General features: G+C 62.1%; 14 protein-coding genes and 1 rRNA gene. 3 read left to right on the top strand and 12 right to left on the bottom strand.

All coding sequences use genetic code 11. The features are described 5' to 3' along the window. The 7 genes from P8Y39_08095 to rsmD all read right to left on the bottom strand — a co-directional run. A 16S ribosomal RNA gene (locus P8Y39_08095) occupies nt 1-93 on the bottom strand; the annotation flags it as partial. Between the two features lie 277 nt (nt 94-370). Next, the gene (locus P8Y39_08090) at nt 371-1237 is read right to left on the bottom strand and encodes a DMT family transporter (GenBank protein MEJ2192295.1); all 867 of its coding nucleotides are present in this window, start codon (nt 1235-1237) and stop codon (nt 371-373) included. Between the two features lie 32 nt (nt 1238-1269). Then, nucleotides 1270-2442: a nicotinate phosphoribosyltransferase gene (locus P8Y39_08085; protein ID MEJ2192294.1), complete on the bottom strand. Its 1173-nt coding sequence runs from the start codon at nt 2440-2442 to the stop codon at nt 1270-1272. A gap of 105 nt (nt 2443-2547) precedes the next feature. After that, nucleotides 2548-3072: a cysteine hydrolase gene (locus P8Y39_08080; protein ID MEJ2192293.1), complete on the bottom strand. Its 525-nt coding sequence runs from the start codon at nt 3070-3072 to the stop codon at nt 2548-2550. Continuing rightward, complete coding sequence (coaD, locus tag P8Y39_08075) at nt 3069-3569, bottom strand: pantetheine-phosphate adenylyltransferase (protein MEJ2192292.1); 501 nt, start codon at nt 3567-3569, stop codon at nt 3069-3071. Before coaD ends, P8Y39_08080 begins: the two co-directional genes overlap by 4 nt. Before the next feature lie 207 nt (nt 3570-3776). Then, the gene (locus tag P8Y39_08070; GenBank protein ID MEJ2192291.1) at nt 3777-4529 is read right to left on the bottom strand and encodes a methyltransferase domain-containing protein; all 753 of its coding nucleotides are present in this window, start codon (nt 4527-4529) and stop codon (nt 3777-3779) included. A 39-nt stretch (nt 4530-4568) separates the two neighbouring features. Beyond that, the gene (rsmD, locus tag P8Y39_08065) at nt 4569-5168 is read right to left on the bottom strand and encodes a 16S rRNA (guanine(966)-N(2))-methyltransferase RsmD (protein ID MEJ2192290.1); all 600 of its coding nucleotides are present in this window, start codon (nt 5166-5168) and stop codon (nt 4569-4571) included. Nucleotides 5169-5271: 103 nt separating this feature from the next. Between rsmD and P8Y39_08060 the strand changes: the two genes are divergently transcribed. The 3 genes from P8Y39_08060 (at nt 5272) to P8Y39_08050 (ending at nt 12038) form a co-directional block, all read left to right on the top strand. Further along, nucleotides 5272-6387 carry a DUF362 domain-containing protein gene (locus P8Y39_08060; GenBank protein MEJ2192289.1) on the top strand — a complete coding sequence of 372 codons (1116 nt, stop codon included), beginning with the start codon at nt 5272-5274 and terminating at the stop codon, nt 6385-6387. A 67-nt stretch (nt 6388-6454) separates the two neighbouring features. Further along, nucleotides 6455-9202 carry a PD-(D/E)XK nuclease family protein gene (locus P8Y39_08055; GenBank protein MEJ2192288.1) on the top strand — a complete coding sequence of 916 codons (2748 nt, stop codon included), beginning with the start codon at nt 6455-6457 and terminating at the stop codon, nt 9200-9202. Continuing rightward, nucleotides 9186-12038, top strand: coding sequence for a UvrD-helicase domain-containing protein (locus P8Y39_08050; protein ID MEJ2192287.1), 2853 nt, complete (start codon nt 9186-9188; stop codon nt 12036-12038). The genes P8Y39_08055 and P8Y39_08050 overlap by 17 nt, the downstream gene beginning before the upstream one ends. Here the strand turns inward: P8Y39_08050 and P8Y39_08045 are convergent. The 5 genes from P8Y39_08045 to P8Y39_08025 form a co-directional block, all read right to left on the bottom strand. Further along, complete coding sequence (locus P8Y39_08045; protein MEJ2192286.1) at nt 12033-13550, bottom strand: lytic transglycosylase F; 1518 nt, start codon at nt 13548-13550, stop codon at nt 12033-12035. The genes P8Y39_08050 and P8Y39_08045 overlap by 6 nt on opposite strands. Nucleotides 13551-13742: 192 nt before the next feature. Beyond that, nucleotides 13743-14180, bottom strand: a complete 438-nt coding sequence (locus P8Y39_08040; GenBank protein ID MEJ2192285.1) for a choice-of-anchor D domain-containing protein — start codon at nt 14178-14180, stop codon at nt 13743-13745. A 71-nt stretch (nt 14181-14251) separates the two neighbouring features. Then, nucleotides 14252-15448, bottom strand: a complete 1197-nt coding sequence (gene extI, locus P8Y39_08035; GenBank protein MEJ2192284.1) for a selenite/tellurite reduction operon porin ExtI — start codon at nt 15446-15448, stop codon at nt 14252-14254. A gap of 41 nt (nt 15449-15489) precedes the next feature. After that, nucleotides 15490-15801, bottom strand: coding sequence for a hypothetical protein (locus P8Y39_08030; GenBank protein ID MEJ2192283.1), 312 nt, complete (start codon nt 15799-15801; stop codon nt 15490-15492). A 21-nt stretch (nt 15802-15822) separates the two neighbouring features. Then, nucleotides 15823-16785, bottom strand: coding sequence for a hypothetical protein (locus tag P8Y39_08025; protein MEJ2192282.1), 963 nt, complete (start codon nt 16783-16785; stop codon nt 15823-15825). Between the last annotated feature and the right edge of the window lie 921 nt (nt 16786-17706).

Raw genomic sequence — 17706 nt, 5'->3', positions numbered from 1 at the left:
CGAAACCGGCTTCCAAACATGACCCCGTTCGACTTGCATGTGTTAAGCACGCCGCCAGCGTTCGTTCTGAGCCAGGATCAAACTCTCAGAATTTTACTCTGAATTCTCAAAACGAAGGGCTCGCTAAGCACTTCTTAGCTGTTTTCAAAGAGCAGAAAGTTATACTAACCAAAGAAAAAGGCCTTTGTCAACTGCCGCACAAGGCCCCTTTTGGTTCCGTCTCTTTCATGATTATTATACACAAAGAAACCGGTTATGTAAAGCGGTAAAGCGGCCTTTTTTCAAGGCCTTATCCTTCTCACACAAAGCCTCGCCGGACATGCCCCACAAGACATGTATGGAGCAGCATGACAGGGTGTCCCCGGGCCTGTCAGCCCTCCTCTTCCCTGAGCGTGACGTACCCCGAGACAAGTATCAGGGAGCCGCCTACGAGCGAGACAAGGGAGGGATATTCCTTCAGGAAAATGATCCCGAAGAGGATGGCGCAGACCGGCTCCAGATAACCCAGGATGGCCGCCCTCCCGGCGGCCACGGTGCGCAGGCCCCGAAAATAGAGAGTCGGGGCCAGGGTGGAATGAACGATGCCCACCACCAGGAACGCCCAGAGGGCATGGGCCGGAAGGCCGCTGACGAAAGGCACGAGCAGCAGGCACATGGTAAGGCTCTGAAAAAAGGTCATGGCCAACGGGCCGTGCCCGGGCGCATAGGAGCGGGAAAGAAGGATGAGGAAGGCATAGGCGAAGCCCGACACCGTGCCCGCCAGCACGCCCATGAGGTCGCGGCTCATGCCGCCTTGCACTAGGGCCACGGCCTCCCCCGGCCGGAGCCCCATCAGTATCCAGAGCCCCACGCTGGCCAGAAGCAGGGAGAGCACTGCCCGCAGGGTGAGGCGCTCATCCAGAAAGGCCGGCGCCAGCACGGCAACGACCACCGGGGCCAGATAGTGGGTCATGACGGCCTTGGCGATGCTCGTGTTCTGGAGGGCGAAGAAAAAGGTGAAGGTATTGACGAGAGAGACCACGCCCAGGAGCACTATCTTCGCCACCCCCCGGCCGCCGGGCACCTCCTTGCGGCGGAAGCCGAAGAGAAGCCCACCCTGAAGGGGGATGGCAACCAGGAGGGCATAGAAAAGAAGCAGGTGCACCCCCACCCCGGCCAGGCGGATGACCACCCCGAGGGAGCTCCAGAGGAAGAGGGCCGCAAGGACGAAGACCGCCCCCGGCAAAGGAGCGCGCATCCGGCCCCTAGGGCTCACCGGGAGAGCGATGGCTAGCCGGGCACGACGGGCTCAAGCTTGCTTACCCTGTCGAGCACTCTCGCGCGGATGTCGGCGTGCGTCTCTTTTTCGAGCAAGTGCTTCCCGTGCTCCATGACCGGGACGAGAACGTCTTCGTAGCGGATATTGCACGCCGGGCAATCGTACTCTGTGCCGTCGTTTCGCACCGTCTTTCGGTCCATGCACTGCGGGCATTCGAGCACCCGCTTGCTGCCGGAGCGCTTGCCCCTTTTGGCCAATGGCCGTCCGTCCATCTCCATGATGTCCATGGCGAAGTCCAGGACCGGTGCCGCGCTTATGGTGGTCCCGATGCCGTAGCCGTCCACGAGGGCGTTCAACTCCAGGATATTCTTTTCCTTTATGCCGCCGCTTACGATGAACTTCACGTTTTGGTAGCCCCTGGTGTCCAGCTCCCAGCGGCATTCCCAGAGCAGCCGGTAAAAGTCCCCCCTGCGGCTGGACGGGGTATCGAACCGCACGGCGAAGAGCTTTTCCCCCAGGGCCTCGGCCACGTTGAGGCACTCGAACTTCTCGTCCAGGAAGGTGTCTATCAGGGCCACCCGGTTCACCCTGGGCTCGATGACATCGTCGTAGGCCCGCATGGCCTGCACCGTGGAGCCGAAACAGATAATGCACGCATGGGGGATGGTGCCCACCGGGTCCTGCCCGATGAGCTCCCCGGAGGTGACGACCGAGACGCCGTCACAGCCGCCGACGTAGGCGTTCCTCTCTATCATGGGCGCCAGCAGGGGATGCATCCGGCGGGCCCCGAAGCTCACCACCAGCCTATCGCCCGCGAGCCGCTTGCACCGGGCGGCCCGGGTGGCCACGCCGGAGGCCTGGCACATGAGGCCCAGGAGGGCCGTCTCGTAGACGCAGAGGTCCTGGTACCGGGCTTCTATCTCCATGACGGGCTCGTAGGGGTAGAAGACCGAGCCCTCCCTCATGGCCCTCACCCGAAACGGCAGACGCTCCATAACGTAAAGGGCTTCGTCCAGTCCCGCAAAAACCGCCCACGGCGCGCCGTCCGGAAGGCTCTTGGCGATGAACTCCGCCCTGACAAGCGGGTTTACTCCCTTGCCCTTCAGGATCTTAAGGGTCCGCTCGAAATAGACGTCCGTGACCCTGCCCTCAAGGACCTCCTCCGGCTTGGCGGTATGGAACATCTTGGCCTCCCCCGCATGGGTCTTCGGGCCGGACGGCCCGATTGTGCTTCCGAAATTATATCAGGACGACGGCAAACCGCAAGCCCGCGCCGGCTGCTCAGTGGTTCAGACGAGCTCCACGCCCATTACGTTTTTCATTATCCTGAGGGCCGCCTCGTGGTCCTCGGGGGCGAGGCCGGCCACCGCGTCCTGAACCACCGAGACGTTATAGTCTCTCAGGGCGGCATCGGCGGCGGTGAACATGACGCAGATGTGCGTGACGCACCCGGTGAGGCGGAGGTCCGTTATTCCTCTTTCGCGAAGGATGCTCTCGAGGCTGGACCGGTAGAAGCCAGAGTAGGTGGACTTGTTGACGACCGGGTCTCCGGGTTCGGGCCGGAGCTCATCGACGACCTGTTGTCCTTCCGTCCCCTTCACCGCGTGGGGAGGCCAGCCCATCTTGCGGAACTCCTTGTCGTCGGGCTCGTGGGTGTCCACGATGTAAACGACGGGGTTGCCCGCTTCGCGGGCCTTGTCTATTTCTCTCCGGATGTTGGGGAGAACCTTCCGGGTGTCGGGGACCTCAAGGGGGGCGCCCTCCCGCACGAAGTCGTTGAGCATGTCGATGACGAGCAGGGCCTCTTTCCTCATCCGTCCCTCCCTGCGGAGGATTTGAATTTCTCCTTGAGAGCGGCTTCCACGTTGGCCGGGACCAGGCCGTCCACGGAGCCGCCGTAGCTGGCGACCTCCTTGACGATGGTGGAGGAGAGAAAAATATAACGGAGAGAGGGCATCACGAAGATGGTCTCAAGGTCCGAGGCCAGCTTTCTGTTCATGAGGGCCATCTGAAACTCGTACTCGAAGTCCGAGACCGCCCGGAGCCCCCTGATGATGAGCGAGGCGTCCCGGCTGCGGGCGAACTCCACAAGGAGGGAATCGAAGGGCTCCACCCTCACGCGCCCCTCGTCCTTCATGGCCTCCTCTATGAGGGCCACCCGCTCGTTCAGGCTGAAAAGCGTTTTCTTGGCCGGGTTATGGGCCACGGCGATGAGGACTTCATCGACGATCTTGAGGCTCCGCTCGATGGTGTAGAGATGCCCGTTGGTGAAGGGGTCAAAGGTGCCGGGGTAGACCGCGCGCTTGCTCATGGCTCTCCGATGGACTCTTCAACCGGTGAAGACGCCGGGCGAAGGAGCTCATCACCCGCACCAAGTGCGGCCCCTTGCTCCTCCGGTTTTCTTTCGGACGCGTGAAGGTGCATGAAATGTCCCCATTATACGCGATACAGCCGCCCTCTTCAATAGAGGGCAGTTCCTAAATGGGCATTGCGTTTTCTGCCCGACAGGAGGATGGGCTCAGGGTTTTCTGCACGCAACGATGCCGTAGCCGGCGTGAGGGCCGAGGAAAATGCGCTCGCTCCGGAGCGCCCTTGCGAGCCCCGGAAAGCCCCACCTGAAGAGGACCTTGAGAAAGACCCGAGCCTGCCCCGAAACCCCCATCCTCTTTCTCATGTCCCTCACCCAGCGGGCCAGGAGCTCGGACCTGTCAACGGTGACGCAATCGACGAGGCCGGCCTCCCGGAAAAGACCGGCCCAGCCCTGGAGCGTCTCGGGGCTTTCACCCTCGAGCTCCAGGAGCTTCCGCCGCACCTTCTCGGGAGTGCCCGGCCTCCAGGAGACGTCGCTCATGCCCACGTGGCCGCCCCCTCTGACCACCCGCACCATCTCCCCGATGGCACGGGGCTTGTCCAGAAGGCACAGCGTGCACTCCGAGACGGCCGCATCGAAGGAGCCCTCGGGGAAGGGAAGGCTGTGGGCGTCGGCCTTCAGGAACCGGACATCAAGACCCTTCTCGCGGGCCTTTTTCCGTGCCTTTTCAAGGAGGAAATCGGACATGTCGACCCCGGTCACCCGGCACTGGAAGCGCTCGGCGAGGTAGCACGCGCTCTCGCCCGTGCCCGAGGCAACGTCGATGACCCGCGAGCCCGGAGCGATGCGGCAGAGGCCCGCAAGCTCGGCCGTCAGCTCCAGGCCCCCCGGATGGAGCACCTCGACGCCGATGTCCGCGCTCTCTATGAGCGACTCAAGGGAGCCCCCTTTTCGGGCCAACCCGCGCCTCCGGAAGACGGGCGCATCTCGCGCGTTTGCTCATGGCTCTCTTACGTAGACGGTAAGAGAGGTGTCGCCGTACTTGTAGGACTTCCTTTTCCTGAGAACGCCCACGGCCTCGGCAAGGCTTTTCCGGGAGGAGTGCTCGGCTATGACAAGGGCGTCCTCGGCCAGGACCCTCCCCTCCGCCAGAAGGGGCATCACCTTTTGGAGCTCGTCGGAGGCATAGGGGGGGTCAAGGAAGACGACGTCCAGAAGGATTCCCTCCCCGGCCGCCCGCTCCAGGAAGGCGGAGGCCGAGCTTCTGACCACCATGGCCCTGCTCCGGCAGCCGCAGCCGTCCAGGAGAGCCTCTATTTCCCGGGCCCTCCGGGGGTCGGCCTCCACAAAGTAAACGGCCATGGCTCCCCTGCTCATGGCCTCCATGCCCACTGCGCCGGTGCCGGCGTACAAATCGGCGAAGACGGCGTCTTCGAGCCGCCCGCCCACGATGTTGAACAGGGACTCCCGCACTTTGGACGAGGTCGCCCTCAGCGTCCCGTACCGGGACGTGCCCCCCAGGGCCTTGCGCCGCACCTTTCTGCCCTTCATCTGCCCGCCCGAAATCCTCACGCCTTCGCCTCGCATCGGGGTTTCCATGAGGAAAAGCCCTCCGGAGCATCGTTGTTCCGGCCCGGCTTGCCTACATGGTAACATATCGTTTTGCAGGCGGCCATCGGCCCTCTATCCTGTAGAATAATATATGCCCACGGTTATCGTCCGCACATCCTCCTATGACTATGAACGGCTGAGAGAAGACGTCTTTGCCATCCTGGGCAGCCTGGACCGGGGGCTCATAAAGGAGGGCTCCCAGGTCCTTTTGAAGCCCAACTTCCTCGCCCCCGCCCGCCCCGGGCAGGCCATCACCACCCATCCCCTGGTCATCCGGGCGGCGGCGGAGTACGCCCTTCTGAGGGGCGCCCGCGTTCGGGTCTCCGACAGCCCGGCGATGGGGTCCTTTGAGAAGATACTTGCCGAGACGGGGACCGCGGAGGCCCTCCGGGGGCTTCCGGTGACCTGCGAGGAACTGGGCGAGCCCCGCCGTGTGCCCCTTCGAGACGGGCGGCTCGGCGCCCTCGTGCTCTCGGCCCATGCCCTGGACGCCCCGGTCCTCATCAACCTGCCCAAGCTCAAGACCCACTCCCAGATGGGCCTCACCCTGGCCGTGAAGAACCTCTTCGGATGCGTGGTGGGCTTCGCCAAGCCGGAGTGGCACTTTCGCGTGGGGGAGGACAGGGAACTCTTTGCCGAGGTCCTCGTCTCCATCTCCGAGGTGTTCAGGCCCGCCATCACCTTGATGGACGGCGTCCTGGCCATGGAAGGCGCGGGGCCCGGTACGCGCGGCACCCCCAGGGAGCTGGGCCTTCTTCTGGGCAGCGACGACGCCCTGGCCCTGGACCAGACGGTCTGCCGGATGCTCGGCATGGACCCGGACCGCCTCCTCACCAACAAGGTGGCGCGAAGGATGGGACTCCTTTCAGATGACGTTTCCCTTGAAGGCGCGCTTCCGGACATACGGGATTTCCGGATTCCCGAGGTGCAGGACCTCATCTTCGGTCCCCGGTTTGCCCGGAAGGCCTTGAGACGTCATCTCTCAAGCCGCCCCAGGGGGCTCGATGAGCTCTGCCGCTCCTGCCGGGAGTGCGAGAAGATATGCCCCGCCCATGCTGTCGCCACGGCGGGGAAAAAGAAAGGCGTGCGGTTTGATTACGAGCGCTGCATGCGCTGCTACTGCTGCCTAGAGGTCTGCCCCTACAGGGCCATCGCCCGGCACGAGCCCCTGGTGAAGCGGTTCCTGCACCGGGTCTGGAAACGGTAGTCTTTGAGCCTGGCGCACACACGTCCCAAGCCTTCCCTTCCCCTCGCTTGATTGGGTATTCTAAAGGATGGCCCTCCGCATCTATCACCTGCCCCCGGGGACCGGAGGAACGAGAAACGCCCTTTTGGGCGAGACCCTGGGGGGCCTGGAAGGTCCCGATTATTCACGCGTCCTTTACCTTGCCCCCACGCGCCATCTGGTGGAGAGGTTCCGGAGGGAGTTTCATTCCCTGGCGGGGGGCTGCTACATCCCGCCCCGGAGCATGACCCTCCGGGAGAGCGCCCGGAACGTCCATTACACATACGGAGAGGGCATTGTCTTCCCCCCGTCGCTCATGCCCGTGCTCATCGTGGGCCTCACCGGCTGCGGCATGGGCACGGCCACCCTCGCGGTGGAGTTCATGGGCGAGCTCAAGGAGCACTACCCGGGGGAAAGCGTGCAGGACATGAAGAAGCGCGTACTGGAGGCCTTCTCCTCCCTGGAGACCCATGAAGAGGCCTCCCGGAGGGCCGTGGAAGCCCTGGACATGATTGCCCTGGTGGAAGAGACACTCGGAAACCATGGGGCCCTCACCCGCGAAGACCTCTTCCCCCTGGCCGCCGCCATGGTAAAGGAGCACCTGGAGCCCCCGGACGTCCTCTTTCTGGACGGGTTCTACGAGGTGAGCCCCGCGGAGAAGCTCTTTCTGACGTCCCTTATCAAGGGGGCCCGCGAAACCCTGGCCATTATCCCCATCAGTGGAAGTGATGATGATTTATCATACTGTTACTCAGCTTACCTAAAAAAGTACTTTAACGTTGAGCCGGCCTTTGTTCCTCCCGAGCGGCCCCTGGAACCCCTTACATACAGGGCCGTGCCCTCCATGGAGGAAGAGGTGCAGGACGTGGCCCGGGAGATAAAGGCCGACTACATCGCCGGAAGGCGGCGGGACCTGGAGGGCACTTTCCTGGTCTTTCCGCGCCTGGCCCCGTACCGGAGTATGGTCGAGCGGGTCTTCCAACGATACGGCATACCCGTAAGCCTTCCGGCAGGGGGAAAGAGCCTCCTCGAGCGGCCCTATCAGGACGTCCTCGGCCTCCTGGAGGCATACCTGGGGGACTATCCCCGTTCCCCCACGGCCCGGTTTCTCACGTCTCCCTTCTTCCGGAAGATACCCGGGGAGATTGCGGGGAAAGCCCCCCGGGTCATGCTCTCCTCTGGCATCATCAAGGGACGGGGTGCCTGGGTCCGGGCCTTCCGGGACGCGGGAGTGGATTCCCTGGAGCGGGCGGTCTTCCGGAAGCTTGCGCCTCTTGGTTCTCCTGCTATCAAGCGCTCTTACAAGATGCACGCTAAAGCTTTACGTGATGTTCTCTCCGCCCTGGCCTTTGTCCCCGGCGGCGACGGCGATGGGGCTGGTTTCGAGCGTGCCCTCCGGAGGCTGGGCCATCTGGACGGCGTTTTGCCGGAAGGGACGGACCTCCGAGGTTTTGCCGATGCCCTTGCCCGGGTGCTCGATGAGCTGCCCGAGCCCCTGGAGGAGAAGGGTGTCCGGGTAGCGGAGCTCAAGGACGTCCGCGGGCTGGAGCCCGGCGTCCTCTACATGGCGGGGCTCCGCGACGGGGACCTCCCCTCCCGCCCGAAGATGGACATCCTCCTGCCCGACAGCGTGAGAAGAAAGCTCGGCCTAGTGGACCTCAAAAGGCACATGCACCTGGAGGGACACATCTTCACCCGCCTGGCCTTCTCGGCCCGGCGGGCCGTCCTGTCCTATCCGTCCATGGAAGGAGACACGGTCTTTCTGCCCTCGGTCCTTCTTTCCGGCGCCGAAGAAGTGGAAAGGGCGGTCTCTCCTCTCATCCTCTCGGCCGAGGAAAAACTCCTCACGGAAGGCCGCGAACCTTTTTCGGTCCATATCAGGGAGGCTTCGAACCTCAGGCGGTACAGCGAGGAGCAGGCCCTGAGCGTCACCCATATCGACTCCTACAGGGCCTGTCCCCGCCGGTTTCTCCTGGAGAAGGTCCTGGGGCTTTCGCCCCCGGAAGTCCTCGACTATGAGATAGAGCCCCTCACCATGGGCTCCATCATCCATTCCGTGATGGAGATGCTCGTGGATGCGCAAAGCCCGGACCTGGAGGCCATGAAGCGGGACGCCGAGGTGGTCCTGGAGAAGGTCCTCGGGGAGACGGCCCTTGACGGGTATTTCAAGGAGCTCGTCCGGGAGACCTTCATGGGCCTGGTACCGGCCCTCTACGAAATCGAAGACGCAATGCGGCAGGAAGGGTATCGCTTCCGGGAGGCGGAGTATGACGTCAGGGGCGAGCCCCTCCCGGGCATAGTCCTCAAGGGAAAGGTGGACCGCATAGACGCGGGGGCCGGGGGCGAGGTCCGCATCATCGATTACAAGACCGGCTCCCCCAACGTCAGCAGCTCCGGGGTGCTTTGCCGGGGCGCGAACCTTCAGCTCTTCCTCTATGCGGCCGTCCTCAAGACCCTGGGCATGCGTCCGGAGCGGGTGGGCATCTATTCCCTGAGGGACCTCGGTGTGAAGTGGTTCCCCACCAAGCGGGACATGAAAAAGGGCCTCACCCTGGAGGACTTCATGACGAGCGCCCTCCGGTACCTGGAAGGGACGGTGGGGGGCATGAGGCAGGGGTCCTTTCCGGCCAGGCCCATCGAGGAGCAGTTCTGCCGCCTCTGCCACGAGCGGCCCTACTGCCCCTTCATCCAGGGAGGCGTGGAGGCCGAAGGAAGAAATAATGCTTATGAATTCATATCGTTTGATGGGAAGGGCGATGACGGCCCCCGGGGGATGAGGGATGCAGCCAGGCGGTAGGGAGGCATCGGAGACGTATCTGGATACGGCCAGGAGCGTCATCATCTCCTCCCCGGCGGGCTCGGGGAAGACGGAGAAACTGGCCCGCCGCTACATAAGCCTGCTTGAGGCCGGCGCCGAGGTGGAGAAGATTCTCTGCATCACCTTCACCGAGAAGGCGGCGGCCGAGATGAAGGAGCGCATCCTCTCGGTCCTGAGGCGGGAGAATCCCGCCCTCTTCGAGGACATCAGGGAGAAGATTCCCCTGATGCGCATCAGCACCATCCATGCCTTCTGTTTGAAGCTTCTGACCCGCTTCTCGGTGGAGCTGGGCCTGGACCCCTCCTTGGCCGTCATGGACGAGCACGCCGCCCAATCCCTCTGGAGCGAGTCCGTCTACGAGCGGCTCATGGCCGAGAGGGAGTGCCCGGGCGAGCTCACCCGGCTCATGAAAGAAAGGGGCCTGAGGGGATGGGGCTCGGTCAAGCGCCTCCTGGACGAGATACACCTGCGGCATCCCCTCTCGGAGATGCTCCTTCAGGACCGCCGGGGGCTGAACGGCCTGGAGGGGGATGCCCTCGCCTCTCTCGAAATGTACCGGGAGTGCCTCCTTCGGTACCGGAAGAAGAAGCTCGAAGGTGGCCTTCTGGACTATAACGACCTGGAGCTCCTGGCCTATCAGGCCCTTTCCCTGGGGCCGGAGGCCCACAACATCCTCTATGCCTTTGACGAGCATACGGACCACGTCCTGGTGGACGAGTTTCAGGACACCAGTACGCTTCAGTGGCGCATCGTGGACAAGCTTACCGAGGAGTGGCGGGCCGGTATGGGCCCGAAGCGGGAGCAGGGCCATACGCCTACTCTCTTCCTCGTGGGAGACGGCAAGCAGTCCATCTATCTCTTTCGGGGAGCGAACGTGGGTGTCTTCCGGGGGGCCAGGGAGCGGTTCTCCCGGTGGATGGGCGAAGAGGGCTTCCACTACGAGGAGGTCAGGGACAACTACCGGAGCCTTCCGGCCATCACGGAGTTCACGAACCTGCTCTTTGCGCGCATCATGCCCCCCGACCCGCCGGAGCCCTGGATGACCGGCTACTCCCCCTTCGAGGCCCGGCGCACCGAGGGGCCGGGCCGGGTGGAGCTCATCCTCCTCGAGGGGCAGGACTCGACGAAGGCCACCCGCGCCCGGGAGGCCCGGGTGCTGGCCCGGGCCATGAGGGCCCTGGTCGGAAGCCACCAGGTCTTCGAAAACGGAGAGAGCCGTCCGTGCCTCTTTGGCGACATGGCCGTGCTTCTGCGCAGGCGCACGCACCTGGGCCTTTTCGAGGAGGCCCTGCGGCGCGAGGGCATCCCCTTCGTGGTGGTCAAGGGGATAGGCTTTTACGAGGAGCCGGAGACCGCCCTTCTGAGGGAGCTGGTTTCCTTTCTCGTGGACCCTACGGACGACTACAGCCTCTTCTGCCTCCTCCGCTCACCCCTCTTCGGACTGAGCTATCCGTCCCTCATGCGCCTTCTCCGGGGAGAGGACCCTCTCCTGGAGAAGCTCAGGGCTTCCGGAGAGAAGAGGCACGCAGAGGCCGCGTCCCTGCTCGGGCGATGGCTCCAGGAGAGTCCCGCCACCCCTCTGGGCATTCTCCTTGAGCAGGCCCTCACCGAGACCGGTGGATGGGTCCATCTGTGGGAAAAGCAGCGCCATGCCAACGTCAGGAAATTCATCGCCGTGGTGGAGGACATGCAGGCCCAGGGCCTCTCCCTCGTGGAAATACGGGAGGTGCTCCTCAGGAAGCGCTCCTCGGGCAGGGAGGAGGCCAAGGCGAACGTCAGCACCGAGGGGATGGACGCCGTGCGGATAATGACCGTCCACGCCGCCAAGGGTCTTCAGTTCCCCATGGTCTTTCTCCCTTCCCTGGAAGAGAAGCTGGGCTCCTCCTCCGGCCCGGTGGTGGTCGAGGACGCGGGGGATTTCCCCGTCGTGGCCCTGGAGGAGGACTCCTCGCGGAGGGCCAGGGACGAGCGTTTCCGCCGCCAGAAGCTCAAAGAGCACGAAGAGGAAAAGCGCCTTTTCTACGTGGCCGTAACCAGGGCCATGGACTACCTCTGCATGGTGGGCTCCCATCGGAAGGGAAAGCTCGAAGGCAGGCTCGCCTTCATGGGCGACGCCTTCGACATCCTCTCCGGCGAGAAAAAGCCGGGGCCTCTTCGGGTCTTGGGCGAGGAGGACGTGGCCGGGCGGTTTCCCCTCCGGGCGGAGGCGGGCCTGGGCAGGGCGGAGGACTTCATGGTCCGTCCGGCCTATCCCGAGCCTCTGCGGTACGAGCCCGAGAGGACGTGGAAGGACGTTACGGCCGAGGAGACCGACTCCGTGCGGCGGCGCCACGGAGACAACTGGGTCCTTATCGGCACGGTGATGCACCGCCTGTTCGAGGAGCTCTCCAGGGGCCTTCTCGGGGAAGAGGACCTTCCGCTGAGGGCCTCCCGCCTCCTCCGTGCGGAGTCCCAGGAGAGCGAGGAGACCCGCAAGAGCATCCTGACCGACATGGCGAAGCTCAAGGACTCCCGCCTGCTTGAAGACATTGTCCTTCCCCGGGCGGGGGCCCACGCGGAGCTGCCCTTCGTCCTTGAGAGAGGCAGCACGCTCTACCGGGGCAGGATCGACCGGGTGGTCCTCCGGGACGGCGAGGCCCGGGTCTACGACTATAAGACCTTCCCCGTCCAGGAAAGGGAGATTCCCACCCTCCTCCGCGATTATTCCTTCCAGATGAAGACCTACGCCCGGGCGGCGGAGCGGCTTTTCGGCCTCCCCGCGAGGGCGTACATCGTCTTTACCCACCTTCCCCGGGTGGTGGAGGTCCCTCTATAGGGTCCCGGGGAGAGTGAGGCGGGCGTCTGCGACATCGCCTTTGCCGGCGTTTTGCCGGGCCAGGGCCAGGGAGAATATGACGTAGAACTTGTTGATGTTGCTTACGTAGCGCACCGGTTCCTGCCCTACCACCTTCAGGGCCGCAATCTCCACGTTCCGGAACCACTTGTTCGGGTCCAGCCCAATCCGGGCTGCCAGAGCGCGGGCCTTGCGTATCTTGCCCGGCCCCGCGTTATAGGCGGCCAGGGTAAAGCGCACCCTGTCTCGCTCGGCCACATCGGCCTCGCTGTAATAGTGGTCCCTCAGGAAGGCCAGGTACTTCACCCCGGCGTGGATGTTGTTCTCCAGCTTGCTGACGTCTCCGACGGCTATGTTCCTGTCGGCGGCGGTGGCCGGGCGCACCTGCATGATGCCCACCGCCCCCGCACTGCTGCGCTTTCTGTTGTTCAGCTTCGATTCCTGGTAGGCCACGGCCATGACCAGCTTCCAGTCGAAACCGTACTCCGAGGCATATTTCTTGAAAAGCTTTCTCAGGCGGGCCAGCCGTGCCTCGTCGGTCCGGGTCAGGGGATTTTCTATCCACTTGGTGTTTTCGAAATAGCGCTGGAAGTAGATGTTGCCCACGAGGGTGCCCTTCCGCCGCTTCTTCATGAACCGGTTGATGCTGGCCCGGAGCTCCGGGTTCCCCTTCCGCACCGCCCAAGCGATCTTTCCCCCCTCGCGCAGGGTAAGGTCCTCGTGCACCCTGATGCCGTGCAGCACGCGGGCCCACACACGGGCGATATCGCTGTCCGAGACCGTAATCTCCACGGCCCCGGAGTTCACCATCTCCAGGATGTCCTCGGTCTCCAGGGTCTCGTCCGCCTTGATGACCTTTACGGGCTCAAGCCCCTTTTCCCGAAGCTCGTCGTTCAGCTTCATGAGGCTTTCGTAATAGCTGCTGCTCTGGCGGACCATGACCTCCCGGCCGGCCAGGTCCTCGGCGCTCTCCACGCCCTTGACCTTGCCGTTGGTGACCACGACCTCGTCCACCGTGAGGTAGGGACGGGAGAAGTTCACGGTCTTCTCCCGCTCCGGCGTGATGGTGAGACCCGCTGCCGCGATGTCGCCGTAGCCTTCCCGGAGGGCCGGGAGAAGCCGGTCCCGGGAGACGGGGATGAAGTCCAGGACCACCCTGAGGTCCCTCCGCCGTATCTTCCTGTTCAGGAATTTTTCGTAGTCCCTGAGCATGGCGTACTCGAAGCCGAAGAGCCTCTCGCCGTTAAAGAAGAAGTTCGTGCGGTTGAACGTCACCAGGACGCGGATGTACTTGCGCTTGAGCAGTCCGGGAAGGTCGTCGGTGTACCGCTCGGCAAAGTGTGTGGCCAGGGGATGGAAGAGCCTCTCGGCGGCCTCCGCCGCGGTGAGAGTGGTCTCCTTCGAGGTGGTGCTCCCGTCCCGGGAGCAGGTGAAAAGGACAAGGGACAAAAGGACAAGTAGCCCGGGCCCCAGAAGACGACGCGAGAGAGCCATCGTCCATTATATCAGAATAATCCACGGGTTACGACCCGGCATACCTGCGGGACATGGATGGTCAATAAAATTGGGGGGGAGCCCGGATGTCCTACAGATGCACCTCGGCATTATCTGCACGTAAGAAGTCTCCGGAAGCCACGGATTCTCCGTATCTCCTCACATGGATCATGAATCAGTGATACGCCGGCACTAACAATAGCAGAGAAGGCCGAAACCCTTCAGGGGGACGCTCATGCGGGGGGTGTCGGGGTCGTTGCTCAGGACGGTGATGCTCGCATCCAGTATTCCCTGGGACTGGGGATAAAAAGTGACCGCGAAGGTACAGTGCCCGCCGGGGGCAATTCTGGGCGTTACGCTCCCGCACGGGTCCGGGCCTGTATTCATGTCCAGGGAGTAATTGGCGGTGTCCGAAAGGACGATGCCGGAGACGACCAGGGCTGCGGCGCCCGTGTTGGAGATGGTGAAAACCCGGGTCTTCGACTCCAGGGGCACACCCAGGACGCCGAAGTCATGCTTCGAAGGGGAGACGGCAAGGTCGGGCGCTCCTTTCGCATTTTCTCCGTAGCCGCCTTGTCCCGCTGAAAGAACGAGCAGGAAAAGCAGTGCGCCCGCAAAGCTCCTCTTCATCCCTTTTCACATCCCATCGGGGTCGGAGAGAAGGGGGGCGGTGACGCCCCCCTTCTGTGTTCCCCTTTTGCTTAGAACCGGAACTGAAGCATCGTGGTGAATGTGTTGAAGTCCTGGTTCTCCGGGTTCTCCTTCTCGAAGTCGTTCATAGAGTACTCGAAGCTGACCCTCAGGTTCTGCCCGTTCAGATAGTAGTTCAGGCCGGCGGCGTACCAGTCTATCTTCTGGTCCAATATACCCTGAAGCTGTGCAAACTTCCACTCCTCATAACGGCCGAAAAACTGGACCTGGCCCGGTCCCACCTTGTCGGGCAGCATGTACCCGGCCTTGGTGTACCAGCCGTTCTTTTCGCCATCGATGCCCACCGCGAAAGGATCGGGGTCGCCGCCCTTGTACGCGTCGTCGAAGTCTATGTCCAGGAAGGCCGCCGAGGCGGTGAAGGTGCCCACTGACTTGACGGGATATTCGAAGAAGATGTCGTAGGTCCACGCCAGGTAGTCTTTGGGAAAGGTGCCCGCGGCTACGTTACCGAAAACCGCGTCCGGCTGGTACTGGACTCCCGCGCCGACGGTGAACACTTTCTTCTTCCCGAGGTACGTTCCGAAGTAGATGGGCAGGTTTTCCGGGTCCAGGAGGGTGAGATGGACCCTTGCCGTGTAGCGCAGGCTGCTCTCGGGGGCGTCTCTCCTGTTCAGGCCCTTCATCGCCGCGACTTTGTACTGTATCTTGTTGTCGTACACGTTCCCCCAGAGGAGCAGGCCGAAGTCGCGGGACCGCCTGCGCAGCGGGGTGTAGACGAAGAGGGACCGGTCGATACTCAGGGGGAAGAAACAGCCCTCGTTGTGCTCCCTCACCAGCGGGTCCTTCGTCAGGCCGACCCGGAGCTGAAGGGCGTTGTAAAACTTCGCGTACAGGAAGGCGTCCAGCACGGTGAACCTGTCTATGGGGTCGTCCAGGACCCGGATGTCGTCGATGCTCCTGTCGCCCTGATGCTCTATCTGAAGCACGAACCCGTACTTGTCGGTCACCTGGCCCCGGAAGCCGAGCCTGTTTCTCCTGAAATAGATGTCCGTCGTATCGTCGCCTCTGTCCGGGCCGGTGCCCTGGTCCCGGTACTGGAAGTAAAGCTGCATCTCGTAGGTGACGGCCAGCCAGCTCTGGTCGCTCACCCGTAATACGGCGGCGGCAGAGGCCGTCTCCGCGCTCACGCCCACGAAGAAGGCCAGCGCGAGAAGCGAAAAAAGAAGTTTTCTGTTTATTACATTCATAACGACTCCTTCTCCCTTTATAGTCCTTTGGTTATGGCGGATTAATACCCCGGAGTCTCGAATCCGCCGCCGGGTCCGCCGCCACCGCCGAAGTTTTCGTCCTGTACGTTAATCAAATTGGCATGGGGGGCATAGGGGTCGACGACATCCCCGGCGATAGACTCCACCGGTTCCCCATTGTCCACGTTATACGTGATGGGCTCGGAGAGGGTCGAGATATCGGTCCTCCACGGGGAGTCTGCCGGGAGCGCGCCGTCCTCCGCCGTGTCCGCCAGGTATCCCCATTCAATCCAGGAGCCGTCATACACTTTTGCCGGAAGACCAAGAAAACCATCCAAAATCAGGTAGCTCACGGCTGCCCTGACAGCCGTGCGTCAGTAAACGTATGTGGTTTTGTCCCCGGTGACCCCGATGGTCCCCAGCCCCGCAAGCATGGTGGCGTTGTCCACGAATTTCCCGAAGCCGGGCTCCAGGAAGACCGGGCCCGAAGCGGGGTCGGTGTTCAGGACATTCAGGTTCACGGCACCCTTGATATGCCCCTCAAATGCCACAAAGCCGGGCACGGCAGGATCAGGCCCCGAGGTCGAGCCGGCGGTGCCGTCATACTCACTGGGCCTTCTCACGTCCCAGATAAATGTATCGGCGACGTTGCCCTCCGCGACGTTTATCATCTCCTGAAGAGAGGCCCTGACCGCCGTATCCTTATCAATGTCGGCGACGCTGAAGGAGGAAGGAGTCGGCGTCGGCGGGGTCTCGGTGGTGAAGGCGAGGCCCGCATCCGTCCAGAGGGCTCTGGTCCCCCGGAACACCTTTAGCCTGCTCTGGGGAAAGCCCCAGTAGCGGAAATCGTAGTAGAACCTCGATATGCTGAACATTGACGAGCCCGTAATCACAATGGTGGTGTACTTCGAGGTAATGCCGAGTCGCTGAATCAGCGCGTTCATGCTCGGGCCGTCCAGGACCATGGTCACGACATCGAGGACCCCGTCGGAGCGGGTCTCGGAATGGCCCTCGGTTACGAGGAGGGAGCCCGGGATGTGTCCTTCATTATAAGTACCGCTGCCCGTGACATCCAGTATGACCACGGGAAATCCCTCGTTGTCCACGAAGCCGTCCTGAATCCACTCGTTGAGAGTCTGGGGCGTTATGTCGGACGGAACAAACTTGCTGTCCACGGTGTTGGTGCTGTATCCACCGCAGGACTGCAAGAAAAAAGCCAGAAGCACCCCGATGAGCAGCCCAAGAACCGGAAGCCGGTACCTGCCCAGCAGTGCGGCCCTCGGGCCCCCGCCGCGTTTGCCGGGCGGGAACAATCCACTGCCTGTCTTCCCTTTCATCGTATTACCTCCCCTTTTGAATTCCCCCCTGAAACGGGGGTGTACCCCTTTCTCATACAGGCACCCCTACCTATATGAGTACGTTATAGTAGACAGAAGAAGGCCCAAAAGCAACGTGAAATTCCGCTTATTACTTACCTGGTATCCATGGGTTTAGTAGCAATGCACTCCGCCTGAGCACGGAGTTCCAAAAAGCCCGCTCTTCTTTCCCCGAGCTATGAGCAACGCAACTGTTTCTAATAGGAGCAGGGTCTCCCGCCCGGCATGCCTTCGGGACCCGGATGGTGAATGAAGTTGGGCGTAGCCTGGACGGTCCCATAGACCCACTTCGGCTGGCGGGAGATGCGCTGGGATGCGCTCAAGAGCGGGTTTACGCAAGAGGAAAATCGTAGAAGTACTTCCTGGACATCGCAACCGTTCAATTTTCTAATAATTGTTAGCTTCCGCTCCGAGGACGCAAAATCGAAATCAGCCCAGTGGGTGCGGCATCCATCTACGAAGAAACAAAAAAGTATCGTGAGGGAAAATGAGGATTTGCAATTGAAAGATAGAGGATGGCATGGGATTGCTTTCTTAATGCGACCGCTAAACTGGAGGAGGGGGCTCCGATCATAGCCTGAGCAAGGATTTCACTCAGCTTCCAAGTCTTTTATCACTGTCATTTGAAACGAATAACTTGAAAAAGTGATAGAATGCCGAGAATAATAAACCCCGTTCCTGCGATAATAAGCACAAATGTACTTCTCCTGATATCCCTTTCTCCGAAATGAAATCCCCATACTCGATTTTGTGCCTCGATACTCCTGCGGGCATATGAATTACGTGCCCTGGTTTAGAAAAGCGTTGACAGTTTAGGGCTCTTGGGCAGCAAAAGAGCCATGGTCTTCCGGTTAAGATAGTTCACCCAAAAACATCTTAACC

It is taken from the genome of Nitrospirota bacterium, assembly GCA_037386965.1.
GTDB lineage: Bacteria > Nitrospirota > Thermodesulfovibrionia > Thermodesulfovibrionales > JdFR-86 > JARRLN01.
Note: the sequence above shows the minus strand (reverse complement) of the source record. Positions and strands in the feature narration are given on the sequence as shown.

Bases quoted from the DNA above. Each gene is read 5' to 3' on its own strand.
- P8Y39_08090 (MEJ2192295.1), bottom strand. From the start codon at position 1,237: ATGCGCGCTCCTTTGCCGGGGGCGGTCTTCGTCCTTGCGGCCCTCTTC.
- P8Y39_08085 (MEJ2192294.1), bottom strand. From the start codon at position 2,442: ATGTTCCATACCGCCAAGCCGGAGGAGGTCCTTGAGGGCAGGGTCACG.
- P8Y39_08080 (MEJ2192293.1), bottom strand. From the start codon at position 3,072: ATGAGGAAAGAGGCCCTGCTCGTCATCGACATGCTCAACGACTTCGTG.
- coaD (MEJ2192292.1), bottom strand. From the start codon at position 3,569: ATGAGCAAGCGCGCGGTCTACCCCGGCACCTTTGACCCCTTCACCAAC.
- rsmD (MEJ2192290.1), bottom strand. From the start codon at position 5,168: ATGGAAACCCCGATGCGAGGCGAAGGCGTGAGGATTTCGGGCGGGCAG.
- P8Y39_08060 (MEJ2192289.1), top strand. From the start codon at position 5,272: ATGCCCACGGTTATCGTCCGCACATCCTCCTATGACTATGAACGGCTG.
- P8Y39_08055 (MEJ2192288.1), top strand. From the start codon at position 6,455: ATGGCCCTCCGCATCTATCACCTGCCCCCGGGGACCGGAGGAACGAGA.
- P8Y39_08050 (MEJ2192287.1), top strand. From the start codon at position 9,186: ATGCAGCCAGGCGGTAGGGAGGCATCGGAGACGTATCTGGATACGGCC.
- P8Y39_08045 (MEJ2192286.1), bottom strand. From the start codon at position 13,550: ATGGCTCTCTCGCGTCGTCTTCTGGGGCCCGGGCTACTTGTCCTTTTG.
- P8Y39_08040 (MEJ2192285.1), bottom strand. From the start codon at position 14,180: ATGAAGAGGAGCTTTGCGGGCGCACTGCTTTTCCTGCTCGTTCTTTCA.
- extI (MEJ2192284.1), bottom strand. From the start codon at position 15,448: ATGAATGTAATAAACAGAAAACTTCTTTTTTCGCTTCTCGCGCTGGCC.
- P8Y39_08025 (MEJ2192282.1), bottom strand. From the start codon at position 16,785: ATGAAAGGGAAGACAGGCAGTGGATTGTTCCCGCCCGGCAAACGCGGC.